The organism is Comamonas flocculans (assembly GCF_007954405.1).
In the GTDB taxonomy this organism is placed as follows: domain Bacteria; phylum Pseudomonadota; class Gammaproteobacteria; order Burkholderiales; family Burkholderiaceae_C; genus Comamonas_C; species Comamonas_C flocculans.
The window spans coordinates 469,706-492,857 of sequence record NZ_CP042344.1 but is presented as its reverse complement, the minus strand read 5'-3'; the positions used below and the strand labels follow the sequence as shown (position 1 = coordinate 492,857).

The 23,152-nt window shown below is 68.7% G+C and carries 20 protein-coding genes and 1 tRNA gene; 12 read left to right on the top strand and 9 right to left on the bottom strand.

Annotated elements, in window-relative coordinates:
• Nucleotide 1: 1 nt before the first annotated feature.
• The 9 genes from tfpB to FOZ74_RS02495 all read left to right on the top strand — a co-directional run bounded on the left by tfpB (nucleotide 2) and on the right by FOZ74_RS02495 (nucleotide 10,002).
• The gene (gene tfpB, locus FOZ74_RS02535) at nucleotides 2-1,795 is read left to right on the top strand and encodes a type IV pilus assembly ATPase TfpB (RefSeq protein WP_146911597.1); all 1,794 of its coding nucleotides are present in this window, start codon (nucleotides 2-4) and stop codon (nucleotides 1,793-1,795) included.
• A 56-nt stretch (nucleotides 1,796-1,851) separates the two neighbouring features.
• Entirely contained in the window at nucleotides 1,852-2,340 is a 489-nt protein-coding gene (locus tag FOZ74_RS02530; RefSeq protein ID WP_146911596.1) for a tripartite tricarboxylate transporter TctB family protein, read from the top strand.
• A 22-nt stretch (nucleotides 2,341-2,362) separates the two neighbouring features.
• Nucleotides 2,363-3,874, top strand: coding sequence for a tripartite tricarboxylate transporter permease (locus FOZ74_RS02525; RefSeq protein ID WP_146911595.1), 1,512 nt, complete (start codon nucleotides 2,363-2,365; stop codon nucleotides 3,872-3,874).
• A 37-nt stretch (nucleotides 3,875-3,911) separates the two neighbouring features.
• The gene (locus tag FOZ74_RS16230; protein WP_146911594.1) at nucleotides 3,912-5,210 is read left to right on the top strand and encodes a DUF3422 family protein; all 1,299 of its coding nucleotides are present in this window, start codon (nucleotides 3,912-3,914) and stop codon (nucleotides 5,208-5,210) included.
• Nucleotides 5,207-6,145: a DMT family transporter gene (locus FOZ74_RS02515; RefSeq protein WP_146911593.1), complete on the top strand. Its 939-nt coding sequence runs from the start codon at nucleotides 5,207-5,209 to the stop codon at nucleotides 6,143-6,145. The genes FOZ74_RS16230 and FOZ74_RS02515 overlap by 4 nt, the downstream gene beginning before the upstream one ends.
• 294 nt (nucleotides 6,146-6,439) lie before the next feature.
• A complete protein-coding gene (locus tag FOZ74_RS02510; protein WP_146911592.1) occupies nucleotides 6,440-7,369 on the top strand; it encodes a branched-chain amino acid ABC transporter permease in 930 nt (309 codons plus the stop codon).
• Nucleotides 7,370-7,382: 13 nt separating this feature from the next.
• A complete protein-coding gene (locus FOZ74_RS02505) occupies nucleotides 7,383-8,459 on the top strand; it encodes an ABC transporter permease subunit (RefSeq protein WP_146911591.1) in 1,077 nt (358 codons plus the stop codon).
• Nucleotides 8,460-8,480: 21 nt separating this feature from the next.
• Entirely contained in the window at nucleotides 8,481-9,263 is a 783-nt protein-coding gene (locus FOZ74_RS02500) for an ABC transporter ATP-binding protein (protein WP_146911590.1), read from the top strand.
• 1 nt (nucleotide 9,264) lies between these two features.
• Nucleotides 9,265-10,002, top strand: a complete 738-nt coding sequence (locus FOZ74_RS02495) for an ABC transporter ATP-binding protein (protein ID WP_146911589.1) — start codon at nucleotides 9,265-9,267, stop codon at nucleotides 10,000-10,002.
• 59 nt (nucleotides 10,003-10,061) lie between these two features.
• On the opposite strand, the gene FOZ74_RS02490 is transcribed toward FOZ74_RS02495, so the two are convergent.
• Nucleotides 10,062-10,481 (bottom strand): acyl-CoA thioesterase, encoded by a 420-nt coding sequence (locus FOZ74_RS02490; protein ID WP_146911588.1) that lies wholly within the window; start codon nucleotides 10,479-10,481, stop codon nucleotides 10,062-10,064.
• Nucleotides 10,482-10,539: 58 nt separating this feature from the next.
• On the opposite strand from FOZ74_RS02490, the gene FOZ74_RS02485 reads away from it, so the two are divergent.
• Nucleotides 10,540-10,902: a DMT family protein gene (locus FOZ74_RS02485; protein ID WP_146911587.1), complete on the top strand. Its 363-nt coding sequence runs from the start codon at nucleotides 10,540-10,542 to the stop codon at nucleotides 10,900-10,902.
• Here the strand turns inward: FOZ74_RS02485 and FOZ74_RS02480 are convergent.
• The 7 genes from FOZ74_RS02480 to FOZ74_RS02450 all read right to left on the bottom strand — a co-directional run bounded on the left by FOZ74_RS02480 (nucleotide 10,883) and on the right by FOZ74_RS02450 (nucleotide 20,972).
• Nucleotides 10,883-11,800 (bottom strand): DMT family transporter, encoded by a 918-nt coding sequence (locus tag FOZ74_RS02480; protein WP_146911586.1) that lies wholly within the window; start codon nucleotides 11,798-11,800, stop codon nucleotides 10,883-10,885. The genes FOZ74_RS02485 and FOZ74_RS02480 overlap by 20 nt on opposite strands.
• Nucleotides 11,801-11,813: 13 nt before the next feature.
• Nucleotides 11,814-11,888 (bottom strand) — tRNA-Arg (locus tag FOZ74_RS02475).
• Between the two features lie 107 nt (nucleotides 11,889-11,995).
• Entirely contained in the window at nucleotides 11,996-15,892 is a 3,897-nt protein-coding gene (locus FOZ74_RS02470) for a translocation/assembly module TamB domain-containing protein (RefSeq protein ID WP_255437744.1), read from the bottom strand.
• A gap of 246 nt (nucleotides 15,893-16,138) precedes the next feature.
• Nucleotides 16,139-18,013, bottom strand: coding sequence for an autotransporter assembly complex protein TamA (locus FOZ74_RS02465; protein ID WP_146911585.1), 1,875 nt, complete (start codon nucleotides 18,011-18,013; stop codon nucleotides 16,139-16,141).
• Between the two features lie 158 nt (nucleotides 18,014-18,171).
• Entirely contained in the window at nucleotides 18,172-19,359 is a 1,188-nt protein-coding gene (locus FOZ74_RS02460; RefSeq protein WP_146911584.1) for a vWA domain-containing protein, read from the bottom strand.
• 21 nt (nucleotides 19,360-19,380) lie between these two features.
• Nucleotides 19,381-19,980, bottom strand: a complete 600-nt coding sequence (locus FOZ74_RS02455; RefSeq protein ID WP_146911583.1) for a GNAT family N-acetyltransferase — start codon at nucleotides 19,978-19,980, stop codon at nucleotides 19,381-19,383.
• Between the two features lie 149 nt (nucleotides 19,981-20,129).
• On the bottom strand, nucleotides 20,130-20,972 hold the full coding sequence (locus FOZ74_RS02450) for an AAA family ATPase (RefSeq protein WP_146911582.1): 843 nt from the start codon (nucleotides 20,970-20,972) through the stop codon (nucleotides 20,130-20,132).
• Between the two features lie 101 nt (nucleotides 20,973-21,073).
• On the opposite strand from FOZ74_RS02450, the gene FOZ74_RS02445 reads away from it, so the two are divergent.
• Nucleotides 21,074-21,736, top strand: a complete 663-nt coding sequence (locus tag FOZ74_RS02445) for a c-type cytochrome (RefSeq protein WP_146911581.1) — start codon at nucleotides 21,074-21,076, stop codon at nucleotides 21,734-21,736.
• Nucleotides 21,737-21,800: 64 nt separating this feature from the next.
• Here FOZ74_RS02445 and FOZ74_RS02440 read toward each other — a convergent pair whose 3' ends face one another.
• Entirely contained in the window at nucleotides 21,801-22,235 is a 435-nt protein-coding gene (locus tag FOZ74_RS02440; RefSeq protein WP_146911580.1) for a DUF1841 family protein, read from the bottom strand.
• 68 nt (nucleotides 22,236-22,303) lie between these two features.
• Here FOZ74_RS02440 and FOZ74_RS02435 point away from each other — a divergent pair, with 68 nt between their 5' ends.
• On the top strand, nucleotides 22,304-23,146 hold the full coding sequence (locus FOZ74_RS02435) for a fumarylacetoacetate hydrolase family protein (RefSeq protein ID WP_146911579.1): 843 nt from the start codon (nucleotides 22,304-22,306) through the stop codon (nucleotides 23,144-23,146).
• The last annotated feature ends 6 nt before the right edge of the window (nucleotides 23,147-23,152 follow it).

Here is a 23,152-nt window from a genome sequence, read left to right as displayed (position 1 = left end):
CATGAGCTCCGCCGCCACCCCGCACCCGACCCGCCCCCGCCACCATCCGCAGGGCCCGCTGCACTGGCGCCAGGTGGTGGACTGGCTGTGCGAGGACGGCGTGATCTCGGAAGACCAGGCCGAGCGCACCGTGGAGCGCTGCGCCAGCGCCGAGAGCAGCCAGCACCCGCTGGTGCGCCTGGCGAGTGTGTCCATGGCGCGCGCCAGCGATGGCAAGGTGCTGGATCTGGATGCGCTGACCGAGTTCGTGGCCGGGCGCACCGGCCTGCCCTTTCTGCGCATAGACCCGCTCAAGGTCAACGTCGGGCGCGTGGCCGAGGCCATGAGCGCAAGCTACGCCGAACGCCACAAGATCCTGCCGGTGCAGATCTCCAACACCGAGATCGTCGTTGCCACGGCCGAGCCCTTCATCACCGATTGGGTGGTTGAAATTGAGCGCCAGGCCAAGCGCGGCGTGCGCCGGGTGCTATCAAGCCCGAAAGACATCACCCGTTACACCGCGGAGTTCTACGCTCTGGCCAAGTCGGTGCGTTCGGTGCAAAAAAGCGGCTCCAGCGCCGCCGGCAGCAGCTTCGAGCAGCTGGTGGAGCTGGGGCGCGCCAACCGCCAGCTCGACGCCAACGACCAGGGCGTGGTGCGCGTGGTCGATTGGCTCTGGCAGTACGCGTTCGATCAGCGCGCGAGCGACATCCACATGGAGCCGCGGCGCGAGCAGGGGGTGATCCGCTTTCGCATCGACGGCGTGCTGCACACGGTCTACCAGATTCCGATCGGCGTGCTCAACGCCATGGTGGCGCGCATCAAGCTGCTCGGGCGCATGGACGTGGTGGAAAAGCGCCGCCCGCAGGACGGGCGCATCAAGACGCGCAACCCCGGGGGGCAGGAGGTGGAAATGCGCCTCTCGACCCTGCCCACGGCCTTTGGCGAGAAGATGGTGATGCGCATCTTCGACCCGGACAACACCGTCAAGGACCTGGGCGCCCTGGGCTTCACCGCGCACGACGCGACGCGCTGGGAGCAGCTCATCGGCCGCCCGCACGGCGTGATCCTGGTCACCGGCCCCACGGGCTCGGGCAAGACCACCACGCTGTATTCCACGCTCAAGCGCGTGGCCACGGAGGAGGTGAACGTCAGCACCGTGGAAGACCCGATCGAGATGATCGAGCCGAGCTTCAACCAGACCCAGGTGCAGCCGCAGATCGACTTCACCTTTGCCGAGGGCCTGCGCTCGCTGATGCGCCAGGACCCGGACATCATCATGGTGGGCGAGATCCGCGACCTGGAAACCGCCGAGATGGCGATCCAGGCGGCGCTCACCGGCCACCTGGTGTTCTCCACGCTGCACACCAACGACGCACCCAGCGCCATCACACGGCTGATGGAGCTGGGCGTGCCCTACTACCTGATCAATGCGACGCTGCTGGGGGTGCTGGCGCAGCGCCTGGTACGCACCCTGTGCACGCACTGCCGCCGGCGCGAGCGCGACGCCGACCCGGCCGAGATTGCCGAGATCATCAAACCCTGGAAGCTCAGCGGCGGCTACCGCGCCTACCGCCCGGTGGGCTGCATCGAATGCCGCATGACCGGCTTTCGCGGGCGCATGGGCATCTACGAGCTGCTCACCGTGACCGAGGCGCTGCGCGGCAAGATCTCGCAAAGCCCCTCGATCGACGAGCTGCGCCGCCAGGCGGTGAGCGACGGCATGCGCCAGCTGCGCCTGGCCGGCGCACTGCGCGCCGCCGAAGGCGCGACCACGATAGGCGAGGTGGTGGCCGCCACGCCGCCGCTGCAATGAAGCGCGGCGGCTGCGCAGATAATTTGCGCCTTGTTGCATGAGGGCGGGTCGGGCTCGTGAAGATCAAGAACGAAAAGGACTTCTTCGCCGGGTTGCTGTTTCTGGTGCTGGGCACGGGCTACGCCTGGGGCGCCACCAGCTATCCCCTGGGCAGCGCGGCGCGCATGGGTCCGGGCTACTTTCCCCTGCTGGTGGGCGTGCTGCTGGCGCTGCTGGGCGTGCTCATCATGTTCAAGGCGCTGGTGATCGAGACCGAAGGCGGCGGGCGCGTCGGTGCCTGGGCCTGGCGCCCGCTGTTCTTCATACTGGGCGGCAACCTGCTGTTCGGGCTGCTGCTCGTGGGCCTGCCCGCCTGGCATGTCCCCGGCATGGGGCTGATGGTGGCGATCTATGCGCTGGTGCTGGTGGCCGGCATGGCCAGCCGCGAATACCGGCTGCGCGACGCCCTGGTGCTGGCCACGGTGCTGGCCGCCGGCTGCTACCTGGTCTTCGTGCAGGCGCTGAACATGCACCTGCCGGTCTGGCCGCAATTCCTCACGGGCTGAAGACCGCCGCCGAGACCCCCGCATGGAACTGCTCGACCACCTGATCCTGGGCTTTGGCGTTGCCTTCACCTGGCAGAACCTGGTGTACTGCTTCGTCGGCTGCTTTCTGGGTACCTTGATCGGCGTGCTGCCCGGCATAGGGCCGCTGGCCACCATCGCGATGCTGCTGCCGGTGACTTACGCGCTGCCGCCGGTGGCGGCGCTCATCATGCTCGCCGGCATCTACTACGGCGCACAGTACGGCGGCTCCACCACGGCCATCCTGGTGAACCTGCCGGGCGAGGTGTCCTCGGTGGTGACCACCATCGACGGCTACCAGATGGCGCGCCGGGGCAGGGCGGGGCCGGCGCTGGCCTCCGCGGCCATCGGCTCGTTCTTTGCGGGCTGCGTGGGCACGGTGGTGCTGGCGGCGTTTGCGCCGCCGCTGACCGAGCTGGCCTTCAAGTTCGGCCCGGCGGAGTATTTCTCGCTCATGGTGCTCGGCCTGATCGGCGCGGTGGTGCTGGCCTCGGGCTCGCTGCTCAAGGCCATCGGCATGATCGTGCTCGGGCTGATGCTGGGCCTGGTGGGGACCGACGTGAATTCGGGCACGGTGCGCTTTGCGCTGGACATCCCCGACCTGATCGACGGCATCGACTTCGTGCCGATCGCCATGGGCATCTTCGGCTATGGCGAGATCATCGCCAACCTCTCGCGCCCGGCCGAGCACCGCGAGGTGTTTGCCGCCAAGGTCTCGGGCCTCATGCCCAAGGCCGAGGACTTCCGGCGCATGCTGCCCGCGATGCTGCGCGGCACGGCGCTCGGCTCGGTGCTGGGCATCCTGCCCGGGGGCGGGGCGGTGCTGTCTTCCTTCGCCTCCTACACGCTGGAAAAGAAGACGCGCCTCGGCGAGGGCGAACTGCCGTTTGGCGAGGGCAACATCCGCGGCGTGGCGGGGCCCGAATCGGCCAACAACGCGGGAGCGCAGACCTCCTTCATTCCGATGCTGACCCTGGGCATCCCGCCGAATCCGGTGATGGCACTGATGATCGGTGCAATGACCATCCACAACATCCAGCCCGGCCCGCAGGTGATGAGCAGCAACCCCGAGCTGTTCTGGGGGCTGGTGGCCTCGATGTGGATAGGCAACCTGATGCTCGTCGTGCTCAACCTGCCGCTCGTGGGCATCTGGATCAAGCTGCTCACCGTGCCCTACCGCTGGCTGTTTCCCTCCATCGTGCTGTTTTGCGCGCTCGGGGTCTACACCAACAACAACAACCAGTTCGACATCTGGATGGTGGCGCTCTTCGGCCTGGTGGGCTACGTGTTTCACAAGCTGGAGCTCGAGGCCGCGCCGCTGCTGCTCGGCCTGATCCTCGGCCCGATGATGGAGGAATACCTGCGCCGCGCGCTGCTGCTCTCGCGCGGTGACTGGAGCGTGCTCTTCACCCGGCCGCTGTCCGCGGGGCTGTTGATCGCCTCGGCGCTGATGGTGGCGCTGGTGCTGCTGCCGGCCGTCAGCAGGAAGCGTGAAGAGGCCTTCATCGAAGAGTAGGCAGGCGCCGCGCTGGCGGCGTTTACGGAGACTGTCCATGACCGCACCCACCGCGCCGCCTTCGCATTCCCAGCGTGCGCTGCTGCACGAGGAGATCCATGCACGCCCGCCGCAGCCGGTCACCGCGCCGCAGGCGATCAGCCATGTGGTGATGTGGGCCGACGCGCCCGAGCGCGATGCGAGCCGCGCCCATCTGGCGGCGCTGCTGCAACAGCGCGGCCTGGCTGCGCCACCGGCGGGTGCGACGCATTGGCGCGCCGACCTGGGGTCCTTGCGCGTGGTCTGCGAGATGCATACCGAGTTCGTCTCCTGGACCTTCGCCACCGCGCTGGCGCCCGAAGGCCTTGGCCAGGAGCCGCCCGCAGCCGCCCTGGGCGCAGTGCCGGGCGAGTGGCTCGCCGGCCTGCCCGGGCAGTGCCTGTGCCGGCTCGACCTGTGGGTGCTGGACAGGCACAGCCACGCGGACGGGCGGCTGGTGGCGCAGGTGCTGCAGGAAGGCACGCTGGTGGCGTCTTGCGTGGCCGGGGGACAGGCCGAGGTCTACACCGACTTCGCGCTGCGCGCCGACGGCAGCTCGCGCATGGTGTTGCTGGCGGGCAGCCTGTCGCCGCGGCGCCTGGGGCGCGCGGTGCAGCGCCTGCTGGAGATGGAAACCTACCGCATGACCGCGCTGCTGGGCTTGCCGCTGGCGCGCGATGCGGCCGGCGCGCTGGCGCGGGCCGAGCGCGAGCTGGCGCAACTTGCTGAAGCCATCCGCCTGGCCGACCGCGACGCCGAGCCCCGGCTGCTCGACGAGCTCACGCGCCTGGCCGGGCAGGTGGAGAGCCTGTATGCCGCCACGCATGCGCGTTTCTCGGCCAGCAGCGCCTACTTCGACCTGGTGGCGCAGCGCATTCGCGAGCTTGGCGAGACGCCGCTGGCGGGCCTGCAGACCCTGGGCGACTTCATGGACCGGCGCCTGAGCCCGGCGCGCAACACCTGCGAATGGGCGGTGCGCCGCCAGAACGCGCTGTCCGAGCGCGTCTCGCGCACCAGCAACCTGCTGCGCACGCGCGTGGAGATCGCCCAGCAGCAGAGCAGCCAGCAGCTGCTCGCGGCGATGAACCGGCGCCAGGACATGCAGCTGCGCCTGCAGTCCACGGTGGAAGGGCTGTCGGTGGCCGCCATCACCTACTACGTCGTCGGCCTGATCAGCTACCTGGCCCAGGGCGCGCAGGCGCTGGGCTGGCCCTGGAGTGCGCCGGCGACGGCGGCTGCGGCCATTCCCGTGGTCGCGCTGGCGGTCTGGTGGTCGCTCAGGCGCATGCATCATCGGCTCTTCAGGAATTTGCATTGAAACCGGCTCAAACGCAGGTGGGACAAGCGCAAACAGCTCCTGAAAGCGCAGCGCACGGCCTCGTGCTCGCGGCGCTGGGCGCGGTCGCGTTCAGCGGCAAGGCCATCATCGTCAAGCTCGCCTACCGCTACGGCGTCGATGCGGTCACGCTGCTGATGTACCGCATGTTGTTCGCCCTGCCCATCTTTCTCGTCATGGCCTGGTGGGCCGGGCGCGGTCAGCCGCGCCTGTCGGCGCGCGACTGGCGCGGCATCATCGGGCTCGGGGTGTGCGGCTACTACCTGGCGAGCTTTCTGGATTTTGCCGGGCTGGCCTACATCACCGCCGGGCTGGAGCGGCTCATCCTCTACCTCAACCCCACCATCGTGATGCTGCTCGGCTGGCTGCTCTATGGCGAGCGCATGGGCCGCGGCCAGATGCTTGCCATGCTGCTGAGCTATTGCGGCGTGGTGCTGGTCTTCGGCATGGAGGCAATGTCGGGCGGCAACCCGGGCGGGCATATCGCCTGGGGCGTGCTGCTGGTGTTCGGCAGCGCCTTGAGCTATGCCTTCTATCTGGTCTACAGCGGCGCCATGGTGCGCCGCGTGGGCGCGCTGCGCCTGGTCGGCCTGGCCACCAGCGTGGCCAGTGTCTGCTGCGTGCTGCAGTTCCTGCTGGCGAGGCCGCTGTCGGCGGCGCTGGTGGCGCCCGAGGTGATCTGGCTTTCGCTGCTCAATGCCACCGCCTGCACCGCCGCGCCGGTGCTCATGGTGATGCTGGCGATAGAGCGCATCGGCGCGGCGCTGACGGCGCAGACCGGCATGCTCGGGCCGCTGTCCACCATCGTGCTCGCGGCCTGGCTGCTGGGCGAAGCGATCACGCCCTCGATGATCGCGGGCACCACCCTGGTGCTGGCCGGCATTTACCTTTTCACGCGCGCCGGCAGGGCGCGCTAGCGTGGTCTTTCAAGGGAAAACCCGTGTCTCTGCCCCGCGGGCGCTTGGCCATACCGTGCCAAAATCGCGCCCGCCGACCTTCCGGATCGTTTTTGCCGGGGGTCGTTTGTCAAACGCGTGTGAAGGCGTGATTCCGGTCCGGGCCCAAAAGGCCCTGGTGCCGGCTTCGCGGCACGGTCTGCAAGTGCCGTCCAGTCCTGCCCGGGGACTGGCGGTGGCGCCTCAGGCTGCGGCAAGCAGGCGGCACCTCGTGCCGTGTGTGCGCTGACGCACCACCCTAGAAGGACTGTCTTTATGGAAATCCTGCTGCAGCAGATCATCAATGGTCTGGTTCTGGGCAGCATGTATGCCCTCATCGCGCTGGGCTACACCATGGTCTACGGCATCATCCAGCTCATCAACTTCGCCCACGGCGAGGTGCTGATGTTCGGGGCGCTGATCAGCTGGACCTGCGTGGGGTACATGCAGGAGCACATGACTTACCTGCCCGGCTGGGCCATGTTGCTGATTTCGATGCTGATTGCCTGCGTGCTGGCGGCGGTGCTCAACTTCTGCGTGGAAAAGGTCGCCTACAAGCGCCTGCGCAACAGTCCGCGCCTGGCGCCCCTGATCACCGCCATCGGCATGTCGCTGTTCCTGCAGACGGTGGCGATGATGATCTGGAAGCCCACCTACAAGCCCTATCCGGCGCTGCTGCCGGTGGACCCGTACTTCATCGGCGGCGCCGTGATCACGCCGACGCAGATCCTCATCCTGTCGATCACCGTCGTGTCGCTGGCGCTGATGGTCTACGTCGTGGGCTACACCAGGCTCGGGCGGGCGATGCGCGCCACCGCCGAGAGCCCGAGCGTGGCATCGCTCATGGGCGTCAAGCCCGACATGGTCATTTCCGCCACCTTCGTGATCGGCGCCATCCTCGCGGCGATTGCCGGCGTCATGTGGGCGGCCAACTACGGCACGGCCTTTCACACCATGGGCTTCCTGCCCGGCCTCAAGGCCTTCACGGCAGCGGTGTTCGGCGGCATCGGCAACCTGGCCGGAGCCGTCATCGGCGGCGTGCTGCTGGGCCTGATCGAGGCCATAGGTTCGGGCTACATCGGGGACCTCACGGGCGGCGTCCTGGGTAGCCAGTACACCGACATCTTTGCCTTCATCGTGCTCATCATCATCCTGACGCTGCGCCCCTCGGGCCTGCTGGGTGAGCGTGTCGCGGACCGCGCCTGAGAGGAGACGGCACATGGACAAGAAAGTCATCAAATACCTGGCCTGGGGCATCGGACTGCTGGTGCTGCCGCTGATCCTGCAGCAGTTCGGCAATGCCTGGGTGCGCATTGCCGACCTGACGCTGCTCTACATCATGCTGGCGCTGGGCCTGAACATCGTGGTCGGCTACGCCGGCCTGCTGGACCTCGGCTACGTGGCCTTCTACGCCGTGGGGGCGTTTGGCTATGCCTTGCTGGCTTCGCCGCACCTGACGGAGAACTTCCCGGCCATCGCCGCCATGTTCCCGCAGGGTCTGCACATCTCCATCTGGTGGGCGATGCCGCTGGCGCTGCTGCTGGCGGCCGTCACCGGCGTGATTCTGGGCATACCGGTGCTCAAGCTGCGCGGCGACTACCTGGCCATCGTGACCCTGGGCTTCGGCGAGATCATCCGCATCTTCATGAACAACCTGGACCAGCCGCTGAACATCACCAACGGCCCCAAGGGCATCGCCAACGTGGATCCGGTGCACATGTTCGGCGTCGATTTTTCCAAACCGCACAACCTCTTCGGGCTGGAAATACCCTCGGTCACGCTGTACTTCTATCTGATCGTGGTGCTGATGCTGCTGACGGTGTTCATCTGCTATCGGCTGCAGGATTCGCGCATAGGCCGCGGCTGGATGGCCATCCGCGAGGACGAGGTGGCCGCCAAGGCCATGGGCATCAACACGCGCAACATGAAGCTGCTGGCCTTCGGCATGGGCGCGTCGTTCGGCGGCGTCTGCGGCGTGATGTTCGGCGCCTTCCAGGGCTTCGTCTCGCCCGAGTCCTTCAGTTTGATGGAGTCGATCATGATCGTCTCCATGGTGGTGCTTGGCGGCCTGGGCCACATACCGGGCGTGATCCTGGGCGCCATCCTGCTGGCCGCGCTGCCCGAGGTGCTGCGCTACGTGGCCGGCCCGCTGCAAGAGCTGACCGGCGGGCGGCTGGACGCGGCCATCCTGCGCCAGCTTTTGATCGCCTCGGCCATGATCGTCGTCATGCTGCTGCGCCCGCGCGGCATCTGGCCTTCGCCCGAGCACGGCAAGTCGCTGGTGCGCAAATCCTGAATCGGCTGACTGGGCAACGACATGACAGAAGCATCCAACGAGATAGTGCTCAAGGTCTCGGGCATCTCCAAGCGCTTTGGCGGCTTGCAGGCGCTCTCGGACGTGGGCATCACGATACGCAAGGGCCAGATCTACGGCCTGATCGGCCCCAACGGCGCCGGCAAGACCACCTTCTTCAACGTGATCACCGGGCTGTACACGCCCGACAGCGGTCACTTTGAGCTCGGCGGCAAACCCTATGCTCCGCATGCGGTGCACCTGGTGGCCAAGGCCGGCATTGCGCGCACCTTCCAGAACATCCGCCTGTTCGCCGAGATGACGGCGCTGGAAAACGTCATGGTCGGGCGCCATGTGCGCACGCACTCGGGCCTGTTCGGCGCGGTGTTTCGCAGCAGCGGTTTCAGGCGCGAGGAAAAGGCCATCACCCGCCGCGCGCGCGATCTGCTGGAATACGTGGGCCTGTCGGAGTACGCCGACTACAAGGCGCGCACGCTGTCCTACGGCGACCAGCGGCGCCTGGAGATAGCCCGCGCGCTCGCCACCGACCCGCTGCTGGTGGCGCTGGACGAGCCGGCCGCCGGCATGAATGCCACCGAGAAGGTGGCGCTGCGCGAGCTGATCGACCGCATCCGCGGCGATGGCAGCACCATCTTGCTGATCGAGCACGACGTCAAGCTCGTCATGGGCCTGTGCAACCGCGTCACGGTGCTGGACTACGGCAAGCAGATTGCCGAGGGCACGCCGGCCGAGGTCCAGAAGGATCCGAAGGTGATTGAAGCGTATCTGGGCACGGGAGGCCACTGACATGGCGGATAACGAAAAGGCGGTGCTGCTGCGCGTCAAGGGCCTGAAGGTTGCCTATGGCGGCATCCAGGCCGTCAAGGGCATAGACATGCAGGTGCGCGAGGGCGAACTGGTGTCGCTCATCGGCTCCAACGGCGCGGGCAAGACCACGACGATGAAGGCCATCACCGGCATGCTCGGGGCGAGCGATGGCGACATCGAATACCTGGGTCGCTCCATCAAGGGCCGCGGCCCCTGGGACATGGTCAAGGAAGGTCTGGTGATGGTGCCCGAGGGCCGCGGCGTGTTCGCGCGCATGAGCATCACCGAGAACCTGCTCATGGGCGCCTACACGCGCAACGACCAGGCGGGCATTGCCGAGGACGTGGAAAAGGTCTTCGGCATCTTTCCGCGCCTGCGCGAGCGCAAGAACCAGCTGGCCGGCACCATGAGCGGCGGCGAGCAGCAGATGCTGGCCATGGGCCGGGCGCTGATGGCGCGTCCCAAGGTGCTGCTGCTCGACGAACCCTCCATGGGCCTGTCGCCCATCCTGGTGGACACCATCTTCGAGGTGGTGCGCGACGTCTATGCGCTCGGGGTGACCATCGTGCTGGTGGAGCAGAACGCAAGCCGCGCTCTGGCGATTGCCGACCGCGGCTACGTGATGGAGTCGGGCCTGCTTACCATGGAAGGCACGGGCAGCGAACTGCTGGCCGATCCGCGCGTGCGCGCCGCCTACCTGGGCGACGAATCGAGCTGAGTCCGGGGCCTGCGGCCGCAGCATCCGGCCCGCGCCCCTTGCCGGGCGCGCGGGCGCCTTCAGCTCACCAGCTGGCGCAGATGCTCGGGCAGCGGCGCGGATTTTTGCCGCGGGAAATCCACCCAGACCACGGTGGCGCCGCCGGTGGCGTGGACGACGCCGGGCTGGTCGCTGCGCTCCATCACCGCCCAGGTGTCGAAGGACGAACGCCCCGGATTGCTCGCGTAGGTGCGCACCAGCACCTCGGCGGGAAATTCGAGCTGGCGGATGAAGTTGCAGAACGCGTTGGCAATCACCACGCCCTCGCCCTGCGGGTTGATCGGGCAGCCGACCGCCATCAGCCAGTCCAGCCGCGCAATCTCCATGTAGCGGAAATAGACGGTGTTGTTCAGGTGGCCCATAGCGTCCATGTCGCCCCAGCGCATCGGGATGGTGCTCTGATGGACCAGCTTTTTCTCTTCGGGCAGTTCGATTCTCATGGCGCGATTCTGGCGTGTAATCACGTCTTCGGCCGTCGCCGCCCGGACAGCGCACGCCATGAGCTGGTTTCACACCCTTCCCGTTCCCCTGCAGACCATCGCGCTGCTGGCGGCCAGCAACGTCTTCATGACCTTCGCCTGGTATGCCCACCTGAAGAACATGGGCAGCTTCCCCTGGTGGGCCGCTGCGCTGGCCAGCTGGGGCATTGCGCTGTTCGAGTACCTGCTGCAGGTGCCGGCCAACCGCATCGGCCATGCCGAATTCAGCGTGGCCCAGCTCAAGATCATGCAGGAGGTGATCACGCTGTCGGTCTTCGTGCCGTTCGCGTTGCTCTACCTGCACGAGCCGCTCAAGTGGGACTACCTCTGGGCCGGCCTGTGCCTGATGGGCGCGGTGTATTTCATGTTTCGGGGTGCTTGAGCACCGGCGCCGGCGCGCGCCGCTGCGATGCCAGCAGCGCCAGCGCCACGCCGCCGGTGATGCCCAGGGTGGCGAGCACCAGCCGCGTGGTGATGGCCTCGCCGATGAAGACCACGCCGCCCGCGGCAGCGATCGCCGGTACCGTGAGCTGCACCAGCGCCGCGCGCGAGCGCGACAGCCGGGGCAGGGCGCTGTACCAGATGATGTAGCCCAGACCCGAGGTGATCGCGCCCGACACCAGGCCCAGGGTCACGCCCTGCCAGCTCGGGCGCAGGCGCAGGAGCCCGAGGGCGATCAGCACCAGCCCGGCCGGCGCGCTGCGCGCGAAGTTGCCGGCGGAATCGGCCACCGGCGCCTGCGAGCCGCGCCCCACCAGGCAGTACGCGCCCCAGGCCACGCCGGCAACGGCCATCAGCACCGCGCCCGGCAGCGGCGGCGCCACCAGCCCGGGCGAGACCAGATAGACCAGCGCGGCAAAGGCGATGGCCATGCCCAGCCACTCCAGCGGCGCAGGGCGGTCGCCCCGATACACCGCCCAGGCGAGCATGGCTATCTGCACGAAGGCAAACAGGATCAGCGCACCCGGCCCGGTCGGCACCATGACGTAGGCCACCGAGAAGGTGGCGGCATACAGCGTGAGCGAGAACGCCCCCTGCCAGCTGCCGCCCAGCCAGGCAGCGCGCGGCCTGGCGGGCGCACCGGCGCCACGGTCGCCCCCTGCCTGCTTGCGCCGCGCGTGCCAGAGTGCGGCGCACACCAGCACGGCGGCGCCGGCGCTCAGGCGTATGCCGGTGTAGGCGAGGGGGTCGATGGCGCCGTCCGACAGCGCCATGCGCGCCAGCACCGAGTTGGCGGCGAAGGCCAGCATGGCGATGGCGGTGAGGAGGGCGGTCTGCACGCGGCGCAGCAAATGGCGCCTCCGGCAGGAATCGAACCTGCATCTGGCGCTTAGGAGGCGCCCGTTCTATCCATTGAACTACGGCGGCGGAAAACGGCCGATTGTACGGGCATGCCCGGGGCCGGAGAATTCGGGGATTCTTGAAATTGATAGCTGCTGGCGCTTGTGGGTCAAGCGCTGCGGGCCAATTTCGTCCTAATCATAGCGCAGGGTATAGATCAGGTCGAGCGCGCTCTGCGCCCCGGTCTGCCCGCGCAGCGTCAGGCTGCGCGACAGGTCCAGGAAGATGTAGAGCGTGCCCATGGCCCCGGCCAGGCTGTGTTCGTAAGTGACGTACAGCCTGCGCGAGAGGCGCTTGCCCAGCGTGAGCGCGGCGCCGTTCAGGCCGTTCGCGCCATCGGGCCCGCGAAAGCCGATCTCGTCCAGCCCCAGGCGCTGCGCCATGCCGCCGGCCGGGTCGCCGCCGCCGCTGAGCAGGGCCAGCGCCGCCTGCTGCATCAGCGCGGCTTCGGCCCCGCCGGCGGCGGCGCTGCGCCCCAGAACCAGCCAGGAGAGTTTTTCCGCGTCGGGCATCTCGGGGTCGGAGTACAGCCGCGCGCGCGGCGCCAGCGCGCTGCCGCTGACCTGCACGCCCACGCGCTCGCTGATCTGCGGGCGCAGCGCCAGGATGTCCAGTTGCGGGTTGTCCGCCGCGCCGGAAAAGCGCAGCAGCCCGGTTTCCACATCCAGCATCTGGCCCCAGGCGCGGTAGCGTCCCTGTTCGGTGCGAATCTCCCCGAGCACGCGCGGCATCGGCCCGCTCTTGCCGTCGCTGGTGATCTTGAGCCGGCCCTTGAGCCGCGTGGTCAGGCCGCGACCTTGCACCGCGAAGTCGTCGCCCAGGTCCAGCTCGATGTCCATGGCCGGCGCGTTGGCCGCCTGGACCCGGGCGTCCTCCGCATCCTGGGCCGATGGCGCGTCGCCGCCGTGCACCACCACGTCCTCGCCGAGCCTGGGCGCGCTGTCGTCGGGCAGCAGGATGCTTGCGCGGTCGGTCCTGAGCCGTCCGCTGAGCACCAGCTGTCCGTCCTGCAGTTGCGCGTGCAGCTTGCCCGACAGGCTCAGCTGGCGGTCGGCGCGCACCAGCAGCTGCAGCGCGTCGGCCTCGGCGTTCATGTCCATGCGCACCTGCGGGCCCTGCCAGGTGATCAGGCCGCTGCCGCGCAGGCTGCCGCCGTCGCCGGGTGCGCGCGTCAGGTTGCCGCTGGGCCCGAGGATGCGCGCGCCGCTGCCGCTGCCCCCGCGCACGAACAGTTCGGTGATCTGCAACTGCTCGCCCTGCAGGCTGGCGCGCACCCGCCCGTCGCGCAGATCGATGCCGTCGAGCACCGAGCGCACCGCGAAATCGTCGGCGCCGAGTGTGCCGCTCAACTGCGGCATGCCCAGACTGCCCGCCAGCCGTACGTCGGCGCCGAGGCTGCCCTGCACGCGCCAGCCCGGTGGCGCAAACATGGACCACACGCCGACATCGGGCAGCGCTGCGTGCGCACGGCCGGACAGCGGCGCGTCCTGCGCAATCTGCCAGGCGCCGCCCACGCGCTGCAGGGGCACGCTGGCCTGGGCGCTGGCCTGGCCGGCGCGCTCGCTGTCCCAGGCGGCGTCCAGCTTGAGCTCGCGCCCGTCTGCAAGCATTTGCAGTTGCAGCTGGCGCAGGCCGGCGGCGGTGCTCTGGCCGTCGATCGGCAGATGCAGGTCGCCGCCGCTGCGCCGCAGCGTGACGCTGGCCTGCAGGGCCTCGCCCATCTGCACGTCCCAATCGGCGCCCAGCACCAGGTCGCCGCCCAGGCCCAGGCGCTGCAGCAGCGGCGTGGGTTCGGCGTCCAGCGCGTTGGCCCAGGCCAGCGGCAGGTCGCGCAGGCTGCCCCGGGTGTTCAGCCGCAGCGCCTGGGGCGCCGCGCCAGCGGCGGGCAGGGCCAGGTGCAGGGCTTCGGCCTGCAGCAGGGCGGCGCCCGCCTGCGGACCTTCGAGGCGCGCGTCCAGCGCGCTGGCGTCGATCTGCAAGCCCGCCTGCGTCCGCAGCACCAGCGTGGCTGGCGACTGCAGCTGCAGCCGCCAGGGGCCGGGGCGCCGGCCCTGGCGCGCCTGCAGCGACAGCTCGGCCAGATGCGCCTGCCAGTGCCCCTGGCCCAGCACAGCGGCGCTGCCCCGCAGGTGCACGCCGGCGCTGAGCAGCGCTTCGTCCCGACCCTGGCTGGCGCTGGCGTCCAGGCTCAGCGCCATGTTCGCGGGCGTGCCCTCCAGGCGTGCCTGCAGCTTGCGCAGCGCCAGCGGGGCGCCTGCGGCCGGCCGGTAGTCCAGCTGCGGCACCTGCAGCGTGGCCTGTACGGCGGGCGCCTCGGCGGCGCTCTTCCCCTGGGCCGCGTCCAGCAGCGTCTGCCAGCCGCCTTGCCACTGCGCCTGCAGCCGCCCCTGTCCCTTGATTTCGGCCTGGGTCAGTTCGGGCGGCAGCGGCAGCGGCAGCGGCAATGCGCCCAGCCAACCCTGCAGCGCCTGCGCGTTCTGCAGCGCCAGCTCGACCTGGCCCTTGCCGCGGCGCGGCGCCAGTTCGCCTTGCAGCTGCAGGCTGGCGCCGGGCACGCTGGCGCCGACGCGGCCGCTGCCGGCGCGTGCCGCCAGGTCGAGGCTGAGCCCGCTTGCCTGTACCTTGGCCTGCAGCGCGGCCAGGGTCAGCGTGGAGATGTGTATCGTCTCGCCCTGCCAGCGCGCCTTGAGCTGCAATTGCTCGAACTGCCAGCGGTCGCGCTGGTGCGCGGCGGCGCCGCGCAGGCTGGCCTGCAGGTCCAGGCCATCCTGCAGCGAACCTGAGGCGCTGATCTCGCCGTTCACCGGCGCCGCTTCCAGTTGCCGGTGCAGCAGCGCGGGCTTGAGCTCGTGCACGCTCAGCCTGCCCTGCAGCGCGCCGCTGGCAAGCCCGTAGCGCGCCTGCTGCACCTCGATGCGGCCGCTGCCCACTTCGACGCGGGCGCTGTCGAGCTCTAGCAGCGAGCCATCCAGGCGGGCGCTCGCCTGCAGCGCGCTCAGGGGCAGGCGACCCGCGTCCCACGGGCCGGAGAAAGCATTGGTCAAATCGGCCTGTAGCGCCCATCCAGCTTGCGCTGGCTGCTCCTGTGGATGTAGCGACAAGCGCCCGGTGAGTTCGGTCTGCGGCGCGGCTGGCCAGAGCAGCGCCAGATTCAGCGCCTGCAGTTGCGCGCTCGCTTCGTGCAGCGGCTGCGTGGCCCAAGGCAGCACGGTGGCGCTGGCCCGGGCCCGCAGCGGGTTGCCGTCTTCACCCTTGAGCCGGGCATCCAAGACCAGGCGCGCATCGTGCCCGGCCAGCGGGCCTGCGGCCTGCACCCGGGCGCTGGCCGTCACGGGAGCGCCGTCTGGCGCCAGCCGCGCCTGCAGACCGGCCTGCAGCGCCGCCTCGAGCTGCATGGGCGCGGCGCCCTGCAGCGTCGCCTGCAGGCGGTAGTCGCCGTCGGCAAAGCGCAGTTGATCGATGCGCAGCTGGTGCAGGCGCCCGTCCCAGTCGTAGTGGCCGCGCAGCGCGGCGAGCGTGGGCGGCGGCCCCCCGCTCGGCGCGTTCCAGACGATCTCGTCGGCCGACAGCGGCGTGCTGACGTGCAGCGGCAGCACCAGCTGCTGCAGGGGTTCGGTCTCTTCGGCGGCCGGCTCGGGCTGCTGCAGCGGGGTGAGTGCGACACGGTGCGCGTGCAGTTCGGTCACCCGCAGTTCTCCGTGCAGCAGCGCCAGCGGCTGCCAGGCGATGCGCAGGCCCTGCAGTTGCAGCGCCAGCCCCGGCTGGCTGAAATCCAGCTGCCCGATCTGCCCGCCATGCAGCAGCGTGCCGTGCACGTCCCTGGCATCGAGCTGCATCGGCGCGGGCAGCTCGCGCGTTGCCAGGCGCAGCACGCTGGCCAGCGAGCCCTCGCTGCCCGCCCAGCCCCAGAGCGCGGCCAGCGCGGTGATCAGCAGCAGCACCAGCGTCACCAGCGCGCGGGCCAGCATGCGCCAGGGACGGCGCCGGGGCCGTGCGGCGGCGGGAGAGGGGCTGGGCTGGGATGCGGTCAAGGCAAAAGGGCGCAGCCCTTGGGGCCACGGAAAGTTTCAGCACGTGGGCCGAGGCAGCAGGCCGAACGCACGGCGGGTTCGTCGGCCGCTGCCCGCCCTCGGCTCGAGCCGCAGCGGCGCCCGCGTGGCTGCGCCAGCCACGGGAGCGAGCGCAAGAGCAAAAGGCGCACTGGCCGCGAGGTGCATGGCGACGATTCTTGCAGATTCCCCGGCATCCGGTGTGCGCGGCCGCTTGCGCCCGGGTCCTCAGAAGCTGAAGCCCAGGCGCAGATGCAGCCTGAGCTGGCGCGATTGCACGCCCCAGGCCAGATCGGCCTGCAGCGGACCGACGGGGCTGGTCCAGCGCAGGCCCGCGCCGATGCCCACGCGCGGGCGCATCTCGGCCGGGGTGTCGCCCACCGCGCCGACGTCGATGAAGGCGGCGCTTTCAAAGTCGGTGAGGTTGCCGCCCAGAGCGATCGGGCGCTGCCATTCGACGCTGGCCACGCTCAGGTAGCGTCCGCCGTAGATCTGGTCGCCCTGCACGCGCGCGCCTATGCTTTGCCAGCTGTAGCCGCGCACGCTGGTGTCGCCGCCGGTCAGAAACAGCAGGGTGGCGGGCAGCGCCGCCTGCTTGCGCGCCAGCAGCGCGCCGCCTTCCAGACGCAGCGCGATGCGGCTGCCGCGGCTGATCTGTTCGTTCATCTGCACGCGCCCGAGCCCGATGAAGGCCAGGCCGCGCAGGCGTGCGCGCACGAAGGGGTCGTGCGAGCTGCGCAGCGTGGTGCCGGCGCCGAGCTCGGCCGCCAGCGCCCAGCCGCGTGTCGGGGCCGTAGGCCGGTTCAGGCGCTGCAGCGTCCAGCCCCAGTTGGCGCTGAGGGTGGCAGCCATGGGCGGAGCGTCGTCGCCGTGGCTGCGGCTCAGGTCGTATTGCAGCCATTGGCTGCGTTCGATGTGTTCGCCGCTCTGGCTGCGCCCAAAGCGCCATTGGGTACTGTCGGTGACGAAGCTGCCGGTGGTCTCGCGCTTGAGCAGCGCGCCGCCGGTCCAGCGCCAGCCTTGCGCATTGGGCAAGCCCATCCAGTCGGTGGAAAGGCTCTTGAGCTTGTTGCTCAGCTGCACCTTGCTGAGCGCGCGCCAGCCCAGCCAGGGCAGGCGGTTGTGCGTGTGGTCCAGCGAGAGGCGCGCGCCGCTGTCGGTGGAAAAGCCCACGCCGAACACCGCCTTCTGCAGCTTTGCCTCGCGCACATGGGCGATCACCGGAGCGCTCACTTCGCCGGGCGCATCCCCCGGCTCGGCCTTGGCCTCGTCCGTTTCCAGCGTGAGAAAGACGCTGTCGTAGTAGCCGCTCGAGGCCAGGCGCTGCTGGGCATCGAGCAGCGCGCTTTCGCTGTAGACCTCGCCTGTGGGCAGGCGGGCGATGCGCGCGGTGCCGATGCTGTCGTAGCGCCTGCCACCTTCCATGGTCAGCGTGCCGAAGCGGTAGGCCGGGCCGCTCGCGTAGTCAACGCTGAGCGCGGCTTCGGCCGCATCGGCATCGATGTCGGCGCGGCTGTCGGCAATGCGCGCTACCGGGTAGCGCCCCTGCTGCAGGCTGCGCAGCCCCTGGGTCTTGGCCTGGCTCCAGTCGTGCTGGGTGAAGGCGGCGCCCGGTTGCAGCGCAAAGCTCGTCTGCAGGCGCTGTTCGCGGCGCGCGCGCGCCGCCTCGTCGCCGTCGGGGCTGGTGAGGGTGATGCGAGCGCTGCGGACATGGGTCTGCGCGCCGGTCTGCACGCTGACGGTGATCTGCGGCGGCTCGGTCTCGGAGGTGCCGAGCGTGATCTCCGGCTCGAAGTAGCCCAGCGTGGCCAGCAGCTCGCGGGCGTTGTCGGGCACCGTCAGGCTCAGGCGCTGCAGCTCGCTTGCGGTGAGGTCGGGAAGCAGCTGGTAGCGCTGCAGCTCCAGGTGCTTTTGCAGCAGGGTCTGCGCCGCAGGGTCATCGGCCTCGACCCGCAGGGTGAAGGTGGGGGGCGGTGCAACGGCCGCATCGTCCTGCGGCGCCGCAGCCCCGGGCAGCAGGCTGCAGGCGCCCAGCAGCACCGCCAGCACCGGCGCGAGCAGCAGCTGCAGGCGGCGCGCGGGCGTGGGAAAGAGCAGGGTCATGGCGGAGATTGTGGCAAACGCCGTCCGAGGCAAGCGGCGTGCCCGCGGCAGCGGCCGTGCGCCGCGCAGGGGCGCTCAAGGCTGGCAGGGCAGGGCCGCACCGCTTCAGGCCCCGCGTTCAAGGGGCGCGGGCGGGAGCGGCGAAAACGCTTGCCCGCCTACTTGGAGAGCATGCGCATCGCGTCTTCCAGGCCCTTGAGCGTGAGCGCAAACATGCGCTGCCCCATGAGCTGCTGGACGATGGCAATGCTCTGGCGGTACTGCCAGACGCCCTGCGGCTCGGGGTTGATCCAGACGAATTTCGGAAACGCGTTCGTCAGGCGCTGCAGCCATTCGGCGCCGGCTTCCTCGTTGTTGTATTCCACGCTGCCGCCGGGCTGCAGGATCTCGTAGGGGCTCATGGTCGCGTCGCCCACGAAGATCAGCTTGTAGTCCTTGTTGTACTTGCGGATGATGTCCCAGGTGGGGAATTTTTCGGCGAAGCGCCGGCGGTTGTTCTTCCACAGATAGTCGTAGACGCAATTGTGGAAGTAATAGAACTCCAGGTGCTTCATCTCGGCCTTCACGGCCGAGAAGAGCTCTTCCACCCGCTGGACGTGCTCGTCCATGGTGCCGCCCACGTCCATGAGCAGCAGCACCTTCACGTTGTTGTGGCGCTCGGGCACCATCTTGATGTCCAGCCAGCCGGCATTGGCCGCGGTGCTGCGGATGGTGTCCGGCAGGTCCAGCTCCAGCTCGTTGCCCTCGCGCGCGAACTTGCGCAGGCGGCGCAGCGCCACCTTGATGTTGCGTGTCCCGAGCTCCTGCGTGTCGTCGTAGTCGCGGTACGCCCGCTGCTCCCACACCTTGACGGCGCTGCGGTTCTTGCCGGCCCCGCCGATGCGCACGCCCTGCGGGTTGTAGCCGCCGTGGCCAAAGGGACTGGTGCCGCCCGTGCCTATCCACTTGCTGCCGCCTTCGTGGCGCTCCTTCTGCTCTTCCAGGCGCTTTTTCAGCGTCTGCATCAGCTCGTCCCAGCCCAGTTTCTGGATCGCGGCCTTCTGCTCGGGCGTGAGTTCGCGCTCGAGCATCTGGCGCAGCCAGTCGGCCGGGATCTTCTTGCTGAAGTCGGCCAGCAGCTCCACGCCATGAAAGTAGGCCGCGAACGCGCGGTCGAACTTGTCGTAGTGCTTTTCGTCCTTGACCAGCACGGTGCGCGCGAGATGGTAGAAATCGTCCAGGCTCCATGCATCGCTTGACAGCGGACCGACCACCCCGGCCTTGAGCGCTTCGAGCAGCGCCAGGAACTCCTTGACCGAAACAGGGAGCTTGGCGGCGCGCAGGGTATAAAAAAAATCGATCAGCATGAAATCTGGCCCAAACGCCCGTCAGGTTTGCGTGTAGCGCTCCAATAAATATATCAACTGCGCCCGTGCTTCGGGCCATTCACCGGCGCGCATGCTGTACATCACCGTGTCGCGTATGGTGCCGTCGCGGCGCAGCGCGTGGCCGCGGATCACGCCATCCTTGCGCGCGCCCAGGCGCTCGATCGCGCGCTGGCTGGCGAAGTTGTAGTTGTCCGTGCGCCAGCCCACGACGTGGCAACCGAGCGTGTCGAAGGCGTGGCCCATCATCAGCAGCTTGGCCGTGGTGTTCACATGCGTGCGCTGCACGCTCTGGGCATACCAGGTGTAGCCGATCTCCACGCGGCGCACGGCGGGGAGGATGTCGTGGTAACTCGTGCTGCCCAGCACGCGCGAGCTGGCTTCGTCGATCACGGCAAAGGCAAAGCGGTTGCCAGCCTCGCGCGCAGCCAGCGCGGTTTCGATGTAGGCGCGGACGGCCTGCGGCTCGGGCACCGAGGTCACGCGGATGCGCCACAACTCGCCATCGGCCGCTGCCGCGGCCAGTCCGGCTTCGTGCGAGAGCGCCAGCGGCTCCAGCCGCACTCCGCGATCATGCAAAACGACAGGTTCAACAAAGCTCATGGCAATTCACCGGGACAAGCGATGGGCGCCGCCACCGCAAGCGGACACCGCGCAAGGGTCACCCCGCCGCCCCGGGGCCATCGCTCCCCCTTCCCGCAAGGCGCGACTCCGCGAGCGAAGAGGGAGGCGGCGCGTCCGCACGGGGGTACTCATCTATTCCTCTGGTTCATGAAGACCAGCTTTTCGAACAGGCTCACGTCCTGCTCGTTCTTGAGCAGCGCGCCCACCAGCGGCGGCACGCTGACCTTGGCGTCGGGGCTTTGCAGCGCCTCGGGCGGAATCTCCTCGGCCAGCAGCAGCTTGAGCCAATCGAGAAACTCGCTGGTCGAAGGCTTCTTCTTGAGGCCCGGCAGGCCGCGCACGTCGTAGAAGGACTTCATTGCGGCATCGAGCAGCGCGCCCTTGAGGCCGGGAAAGTGCACCTCGACGATCTTCTTCATTGTCTCGGCCTCGGGGAACTTGATGTAGTGAAAGAAGCAGCGGCGCAGGAAGGCGTCGGGCAGCTCCTTTTCGTTGTTCGAGGTGATGAAGACCAGCGGGCGGTGGCGGGCGCGGATCATCTCGCGCGTCTCGTAGCAGTAGAACTCCATGCGATCGAGCTCGCGCAGCAGGTCGTTGGGGAATTCGATGTCGGCCTTGTCGATCTCGTCGATCAACAGCGCCACCGGCTGCTCCGCGGTGAAGGCCTGCCAGAGCACGCCCTTGACGATGTAGTTGTTGATGTCCTTTACCCGCTCGTCACCGAGTTGCGAGTCGCGCAGGCGGCTCACCGCGTCGTATTCGTACAGGCCTTGCTGCGCCTTGGTGGTGCTCTTGATGTGCCACTGCAGCAGCGGCATGGACAGCGCCTGCGCCACCTCCTCGGCGAGCATGGTCTTGCCGGTGCCCGGTTCGCCCTTGACGAGCAGCGGGCGTCCGAGCGTGATGGCGGCATTCACGGCCAGCATCAGGTCGGGGGTGGCGACGTAGTGGGAGGAGCCTTGGAATTTCATGCGGGAAACTGCGTAGGGTTCGGACGTGCAGCGAAGGGCGAGTGCTGCCATAATCTTCGGCACGTCAACAAAAGAGACAACCCAGAGATTGTGTCCGCAAAATGAATAAAGCATTGACTATCGGTTGGGCCGTGGTGGTCGCTTTGGCGACCACCACCGTTTTTGCACAAGAGGCCAAGGGGGACGCCGCTGCGGGGGCGCAGAAGAACGCGATGTGCATCGGCTGCCACAACATCGTCGGCTACAAGGCGAGCTTCCCCGAGGTCTACAAGGTTCCCATGATCTCCGGCCAGAATGCCGCCTACATCAGCGCCGCGCTGCAGGAATACAAGAAGGGCGAACGCAAATTCCCCACCATGCGCGGCATCGCCATCACGCTGACCGAGCAGGACATGGCCGACCTGGGCGCGTTCTACGCCGCCGACGGCAAGCAGATCGAAGTCCCCGAGAAGCCCGCGACGGAGCCCGGCTCCGAGGTCGCCCAATTGCTGGAAAAGGGCGCCTGCGTTTCCTGCCACGGCGAGAACTTCTCCAAGCCCATCAGCGACGCCTACCCCAAGATCGCCGGGCAACACCCCGACTACCTCTACGTCTCGCTGCGCGGCTACAAGAACCCAAAGGAAGGGCCGTACTCGGGGCGCAACAACGGCGTGATGAGCGGCATCGCCGCGCAGTTCAGCAACAACGAGCTGCGCGCGCTGGCCAATTACATAGGCTCACTCGACGGGCAGCTGCAGATCGTGCCCGAGCCGCGCTTTCGCTGAACCAGCGCCCGCCGGACACCAGCCCGCCACCGTGCGGGCTTTTTTTCGGCCCGCGCGCAGTGGTTCAGTCGCGGGTGGCGCGCCGCTGCACGCAGGCGAGGTAGGCGTCGCCGTCGGGTGCTCGCCCGCTCTGCTGGGCCTCCCAGAGCATGCTGCCCAGGCACTCCATCGCCGCATGGTGGGCTTCGTGCAGCGAACCCAGCCGGGCGCTGAGCAGCTCCACCGCCTGGCGTATGCCGCGCGGCTGGTCGATGCTGCACTGCTCGCTGATCGACAGGTGCATGGAAAGATGCAGGAAGGGGTTGGTCTGGCCCGGGCGCGTGTCGTAGTTGGTGGCGATGGCGGTGGCCTCGTCGCTCAGGTCCGCCTGGTACTCGGGGTGCTCCTGCAGCCACAGTCCCGCCAGGGTTTCGATCGCCTCCAGGGGAGCGCCGTCGCGCTGCTTGCGCTGGACGGTGCAAAAGAAACGGCGCACATCGGCCTGGGTGGGGTTGAACATCGAAGAGGCGGTGCAGGGGTCGCGGGTGCATCTATTATTGGCCGATTCGTTTTTCGGGAGCCGTCGCCATGAAGCTGGCCAGTGTGCAGATCCAGGGGCAGGTCCGGGCCGCCGTGGTGCAAGGGGCGCAGGTGGCCACGATAGGTGCGCCCGGCGAGGACCTCGGTGCGCTGCTGCGCGCCGGCACCTCGATTTCCGAATTTGCCGCGCTGGCGGCGCAGGCCGGTGAATGGCATGCGCTTTCCGACGCGCAGTTCCTCGCGCCCGTGCCGCGCCCGGGCAAGGCCGTCTGCGTGGGGCTGAACTATGCCGACCACACCCGGGAAAGCCGCATGGAGCAGCCGGCACACCCCACGCTGTTCATGCGCTGCGCGAGCAGCCTGGCGGCGCACGAGAGCGCGGTGCGCCGCCCGCCCGGAGACGACAGTCTGGACTTCGAAGGCGAGATGGTGGTGGTGATCGGTACCGGCGGGCGCCACATCCGCCGCGAGGCGGCGCTCAGCCACGTGTTCGGCTATGCGGTGGGCAACGACATTTCGGTGCGCGAGTTCCAGTTCCGCTCGCCCCAGTGGACGCTGGGCAAGAACGTGGACGGCACCGGCCCCTGGGGGCCATGGGTGGTCACGGCCGATGCGCTGCCGCCCGGTGGCTCGGGCCTGAAGATAGAAACCTGGCTCAACGGGCAGGTCATGCAGTCGGCCAACACCAGCGACATGATTTTCGATGTGGCCACCCTCGTGGCCAGCGTGAGCGAAGCGATGACGCTGGAGCCGGGCGACATCCTCTTTTCCGGCACGCCGGCCGGGGTCGGCATGGGTCGCACGCCCGTGCGCTACATGCAGCCGGGCGACGTGGTCGAGGTGGGCATAGAGCGCCTGGGGCTGCTGCGCAATCGCATCGTTGCCGGTTGAAGCGGG